This is a genomic window from Micrococcus sp. HSID17227 (assembly GCF_003989405.1).
In the GTDB taxonomy this organism is placed as follows: domain Bacteria; phylum Actinomycetota; class Actinomycetes; order Actinomycetales; family Micrococcaceae; genus Micrococcus; species Micrococcus luteus.
The window spans coordinates 1-5,827 of record NZ_RBLN01000135.1; the positions used below are offsets into that span (position 1 = coordinate 1).

At 72.3% G+C, this 5,827-nt stretch carries 5 protein-coding genes; all 5 read right to left on the minus strand.

Going from position 1 to position 5,827, the window contains the following annotated elements; all coding sequences use genetic code 11:
* Positions 1-82: 82 nt before the first annotated feature.
* Positions 83-1,678 carry a phosphoglycerate dehydrogenase gene (serA, locus tag D8M29_RS07740; RefSeq protein ID WP_095347310.1) on the minus strand — a complete coding sequence of 532 codons (1,596 nt, stop codon included), beginning with the start codon at positions 1,676-1,678 and terminating at the stop codon, positions 83-85.
* Positions 1,679-1,827: 149 nt separating this feature from the next.
* Positions 1,828-2,859: a ketol-acid reductoisomerase gene (ilvC, locus tag D8M29_RS07745; RefSeq protein WP_010078979.1), complete on the minus strand. Its 1,032-nt coding sequence runs from the start codon at positions 2,857-2,859 to the stop codon at positions 1,828-1,830.
* 36 nt (positions 2,860-2,895) lie between these two features.
* Positions 2,896-3,405, minus strand: coding sequence for an acetolactate synthase small subunit (gene ilvN / locus D8M29_RS07750; RefSeq protein WP_095353809.1), 510 nt, complete (start codon positions 3,403-3,405; stop codon positions 2,896-2,898).
* A gap of 12 nt (positions 3,406-3,417) precedes the next feature.
* Positions 3,418-5,319, minus strand: coding sequence for an acetolactate synthase large subunit (locus D8M29_RS07755; RefSeq protein ID WP_095353808.1), 1,902 nt, complete (start codon positions 5,317-5,319; stop codon positions 3,418-3,420).
* 291 nt (positions 5,320-5,610) lie between these two features.
* Positions 5,611-5,827, minus strand: a 217-nt coding sequence (locus tag D8M29_RS07760; protein WP_148111545.1) for an integrase core domain-containing protein, incomplete at its 5' end; no start/stop codon positions are given.

Sequence of the window (5,827 nt, forward strand, 5' to 3'; positions counted from 1 at the left end):
TCTCGGCTGGACGCGACATGGACACCATCTCAACACAGGGCGACGCGCGCCGGCCCCGCGGTGCCCGCCGGGCGTGGACGGGTCAGACGGAGAGGTCCACCTCGGCCGCACGGGCCGCGCCGATGGCCGCGGCCAGCGTGGCCGCGGTGTCCCCGGAGAGGGCCCCGTCCAGGGTCAGCACGGCCAGGGCGGCGCCCTCGTCGTCGCGCGAGACGTCCATGCCGGCGATGTTCACGCCCTGCACCCCGAGGGCCTGGCCCAGGACGCCGATCACGCCCGGGCGGTCCTGATAGGCGAACACGAGCAGGTGGTCGGCCAGCGGCACCTCGAGCTCGTGCCGGTCCACGCCCACGAGCTTCTGCACCTGGCGCGGGCCGGTGAGCGTGCCGGTGACGGCCGTCTGGGCGCCCTGGGCGGTCGCGGCGCGCACCGTGACGGTGTTGCGGTAGGACTCGGACACCGCGGTCGTGGTGAGGCGGCACTCGACGCCGCGCTGCTCGGCCAGCACGGGGGCGTTCACGTAGGAGACCTGGTCCGAGACGATGTCCGTGAACACGCCCTTCAGGGCGGCCAGGCGCATCGCGGAGACGTCGTGCTCGGCGATCTCACCGGCGATCTCGACCTCGACGGCCGTGATGGACTGCTCGCCCACCAGCGCGGTGAGCACGCGGCCCAGCTTCTCGGCCAGCGGCAGGCCGGGGCGCACGTCCTCGTGGATCGCGCCGCCGGCCACGTTCACGGCGTCCGGCACGAGCTCGCCGGAGAGGGCCAGGCGCACGGAGCCGGCGACGGCGACGCCCGCCTTCTCCTGGGCCTCGGCGGTCGAGGCGCCCAGGTGGGGGGTGACCACGGCGGAGTCGTGGGCGAAGAACGCCAGGTCGGTGGCCGGCTCGGAGCTGAAGACGTCGATGCCGGCGCCCCCGATGGTCCCGGTCTCGAGCGCGCGGGCGAGGGCGTCCTCGTCCACGAGGCCGCCGCGGGCCACGTTCACGATGATCGCGGTGTCCTTCATGCGGGCGAACTGCTCATCGCCGATCATGCCGACCGTCTCGGGGGTCTTGGGCATGTGGATCGTGACCACGTCGGCGCGCTCGAGCAGCTCGTCCAGCTCGACGAGGCTCGCACCGAGCTGCTGCGCGCGGGCGGTGGTCACGTAGGGGTCGTAGGCGAGGATCTCCATGCCGAACGCCTTCATGCGCTCGGCCACGAGCGCGCCGATGCGGCCCAGGCCGATCACGCCCAGCCGCTTGCCGTACAGCTCGACGCCCGTGTACTTCGACCGCTTCCACTCCCCCGCCTTGAGCGAGCCGTGGGCGGCCGCGATGTTGCGGGCGGCGGCCAGGATGTGGCCGCAGGTGAGCTCGGCGGCGGAGATGATGTTCGACGTCGGCGCGTTGACGACCATGACGCCGGCCTCGGTGGCGGCGGGCACGTCCACGTTGTCCAGCCCGACGCCGGCGCGCGCGATGACCTTCAGCTGCGGCGCGGCGGCGATCGCCTCGGCGTCCATCTGGGTGGCCGAGCGGATCAGCACCGCGTCGACGTCGCGCAGGTCCTCGAGGAGTCGGGCGCGGTCGGCGCCGTCCGTGCGGCGGATCTCGAAGTCGGGGCCGAGGGCCTCGACGGTGGCGGGCGAGAGTTCCTCGGCGATCAGGACGACGGGCTGGGCTGCGCTCACGGGTGCTCCTGGAGGTGTGGTGCGGTGGGATGGGAGGCGGGCCGGCCCGCGCTCCGGTTCGAGCCTAGACGCGTGACCGGGCCGTGGCCGGAATGCGACGCCGGCCCCGGGGCGCGATGCCCGGGGCCGGCGTCGGGGGCTCAGGCGGCTCAGCGGGCCGCCGTGCCCTCGGTGTAGTCGTCGTCCGCGTCCTTGAGCCAGGAGAACATCTGGCGCAGCTCGCGGCCGGTCTTCTCGATCGGGTGGGCCTCGCCCCGGGCGCGCAGCTCCTTGAACTCGGGCGCACCGGCCTTCTGGTCGTCCATGAAGCGCTGCGCGAAGGCGCCGGACTGGATGTCGGCGAGGACCGCCTTCATGTTCTCCTTCACGTCGGGGGTGATGACGCGGGGGCCGGAGACGTAGTCGCCGTACTCCGCGGTGTCGGAGATGGACCAGCGCTGCTTGGCGATGCCGCCCTCGACCATGAGGTCGACGATGAGCTTCAGCTCGTGCAGCACCTCGAAGTAGGCGATCTCGGGCTGGTAGCCGGCCTCGGTGAGGGTCTCGAAGCCGTACTGCACGAGCTGGGAGGCGCCGCCGCAGAGCACGGCCTGCTCGCCGAACAGGTCGGTCTCGGTCTCCTCGGTGAAGGTCGTCTCGATGACGCCGGCGCGGGTGCCGCCCACGGCCTTGGCGTAGGACAGGGCGAGGGCGTGGGCCTGGCCGGAGGCGTCCTTCTCGACGGCGATCAGCGCGGGCACGCCGCGGCCGGCCTCGAACTCGCGGCGCACCACGTGGCCCGGGCCCTTGGGGGCGACCAGGGCGACGTCGACGCCCTCGGGGGCCTGGATGTAGCCGAAGCGCACGTTGAAGCCGTGCGCGAAGAACAGGGCGTCGCCCTCCTGCAGGTTGCCGGCGATGTGCTGGTCGTACACGTCGGCCTGGACCTGGTCCGGGGTGAGGATCATGATCAGGTCGGCCTCGGCGGCGGCGGTGGCGACGTCGACGACGCGCAGGCCCTCGGCCTCGGCCTTGGCGCGGGACTTGGAGCCCTCGGCGAGGCCGATGCGCACGTCCACGCCGGAGTCGCGCAGCGACAGGGCGTGGGCGTGGCCCTGGGAGCCGTAGCCGATGACGGCCACGGTGCGGCCCTGGATGATCGACAGGTCGGCGTCGTCGTCGTAGAACTTCTTCACGGTCATGCTGTTCTCCTCACGGGATGGGTGGATCGGGACGGGTCAGCGGGCCAGGCCGCGGTCGGTCATGGACCGCGGCCCCCGGGCGAGGGCGAGGGTGCCCGAGCGGACGAGCTCACGCACGCCGTAGGGCTCCATCATCTCGAGGAAGGCCTCGAGCTTGTCACGGGTGCCGGTGGCCTCGAGGGTCAGGGACTCCGGGGCCACGTCGACGACGTGGGCGCGGAACAGGTCGGCCGCCTGGACGACCTGACCGCGGGTGGCGGCATCGGCGCGCACCTTCACGAGCAGGTGGTCGCGCTGAACGGAGGAGTCGGGCGTGAGCTCGACGACCTTGATCACGTTGATCAGCTTGTTCAGCTGCTTGGTGACCTGCTCGAGCAGATCCGTGTCGGCGTCGACGACCACGGTGATCCGGGACAGGCCCCCGACCTCCGTGACGCCCACGGCCAGCGAGTGGATGTTGAACGCGCGCCGGGCGAAGAGGCCGGCCACGCGGGTCAGGGTGCCGGGCACGTCCTCGACGAGCACGGACAGGGTGTGGCGTTCCATCGGTTGCCCTCCTCAGTCTTCCTGGTCCCAGTCGGGCGTCATGCCCCGGGCCACCTGGATCGCGTCGTTGCTGACCCCCGCGGGGACCATCGGCCAGACCATGGCGTCACGGGAGACCACGAAGTCCACGATCACGGGGCGGTCGTCGATGGCGAGGGCCTGCCGGATGGTGTCGTCCAGGTCCTCCCGGCGGTCGCAGCGCAGGCCCGCGGCGCCGTAGGCGTCGGCGAGCTTGACGAAGTCCGGCACCCGGGCGGTGTCATGGCCCGTGTTGAGGTCCGTGTTCGAGTAGCGCCCGTCGTAGAAGAGGGTCTGCCACTGGCGCACCATGCCCAGCGAGGAGTTGTTGATCACCGCGATCTTGATGGGGATGCGGTTGATCACGCACGTGGCGAGCTCCTGGTTGGTCATCTGGAAGCAGCCGTCGCCGTCGATGGCCCAGACCACGCGGTCGGGTTCGCCCACCTGCGCCCCCATCGCGGCGGGGACGGCGAAGCCCATCGTCCCGAGGCCGGCCGAGTTGAGCCACTGGCGCGGACGCTCGTAGGCGACGAACTGGCTGGCCCACATCTGGTGCTGGCCGACGCCGGCCACGTAGGTGGCCTCGGGGCCGGACAGGGCCGACAGGCGCGAGATCACCTCCTGGGGCGCGAGGAGGCCGTCCTCGGTCTCGGTCCAGCCCATCGGGTAGGTGTCCTGCAGGCGCCGCAGCACCGCCCACCAGTCGGCGAGGTCGGGCAGCGCCTCGGTGTCCGTCGCGAGCTCGGCCACCAGGTCCGGGATGATCTCCTTGACGTGGCCGACGATCGGCACGTCCGCGGTGCGGTTCTTGGAGATCTCGGCCGGGTCGATGTCCGCGTGGATCACGCGGGCGCCGGGGGCGAACGAGGGCAGGTGACCGGTCACGCGGTCGTCGAAGCGGGCGCCGAGCGTGATCAGCAGGTCGGCCTGCTGGAGCGCGGCCACGGCGGGGACGCCGCCGTGCATGCCCGGCATGCCCAGGTGCTGGGGGTGCGAGTCGGGGAAGACGCCGCGGGCGGTGAGGGTGGTGACCACCGGGGCGCCCGTGAGCTCGGCGAGGGCGCGCAGCTCCTCGTGGGCCTCGCCGCGGGCCACGCCGCCACCCACGTACAGCACGGGGCGCCGGGCCTCGCGGATCAGCCGGGCGGCCTCGCGGATCTGCCGGGGGTGGCCGCGCAGGACGGGGCGGTAGCCGGGCAGGTCGATCCGGGGCGGCCACGCGAACTCGAACTCGCCCTGCTGGGCGTCCTTGGTGACGTCCACGAGCACGGGCCCGGGCCGGCCCGTGGCGGCGATGTGGAACGCCTCGGCGAGGGCCTGGGGGACGTCCTCGGGCCGGGTCACGAGCCGGGAGTGCTTGGTGATGGGCATCGTGATGCCCACGATGTCCGCCTCCTGGAAGGCGTCCGTGCCGATCGCGGCGGAGGAGACCTGGCCGGTGATGAACACGACCGCCTGGGAGTCCATGTGGGCGTCCGCGATGGCGGTCACCAGGTTGGTGGCACCGGGACCGGAGGTGGCGATGGCCACGCCGACCTTGCCGGTGGCCAGGTGGTAGCCCTGCGCCGCGTGACCGGCGCCCTGTTCGTGGCGCACCAGGATGTGGCGGATCCGATCGGAGTCCATGAGCGGGTCGTAGGTCGGCAGGATGGCGCCGCCGGGCAGCCCGAACACGTCCGTGACCCCCAGCTCCTCCAGGGAGCGGATGATGCCCTCGGAGCCGGTCATCCGGGTCGGCTCGACGCGGGAGCCCTCGCCGGGCACCCGCGGCTCGACGATCTCGGGCCGGGGGGCCGGACGGCGCTCCTGGACCCGGGCGGTCTCCGTCGGGCGGGAGGCCGGCGTCGGGACCTGCGGGACCGCCGCGCGGGCGTCGCGGGGGGTCGTGCTCATGGGGTCACCTCACTGCGTTCGTCGCTGCGTGTCCGTCGCGGGGGCGTCGGACGGTCGTCGTTCGGATCCGTCGGGCGTCGGGGACCGTGGCCGCGTCGATGACGGATCGGGCCGGCGTGGTGGAGTCTGAGGTGGGGACACGGGCCGCCGGGTCCTTCGGGGGTGGTCTCAGTATCGACAGCCGTGCGCCCCGTCCGCCATCGACCACCCGCCTGTCTCGCAATGTGAGATAAAGCGTCACATCGTGAGACGACCGGGCGGTCGGGGTCGGATCCCGGGCCTGCGCCCACCCTAGTTGTAGGAGGGCATGACGTTGTTGACTCGGGTCGGTGCCAGTGAGGCCGGAGGAGCGTCTCCGCAGGAGGTATGAGGCCGATGGTCGTTGTAGTGGTTCACCCACACCTGCAGGGCCTCACGCCGAGCTTGCTCTGAGGAGTACGGGCGGGCGTAGAGGACCTCATCGACCATCAGCCGGTTGTACCGTTCGACCTTCCCGTTATGGCGCGGG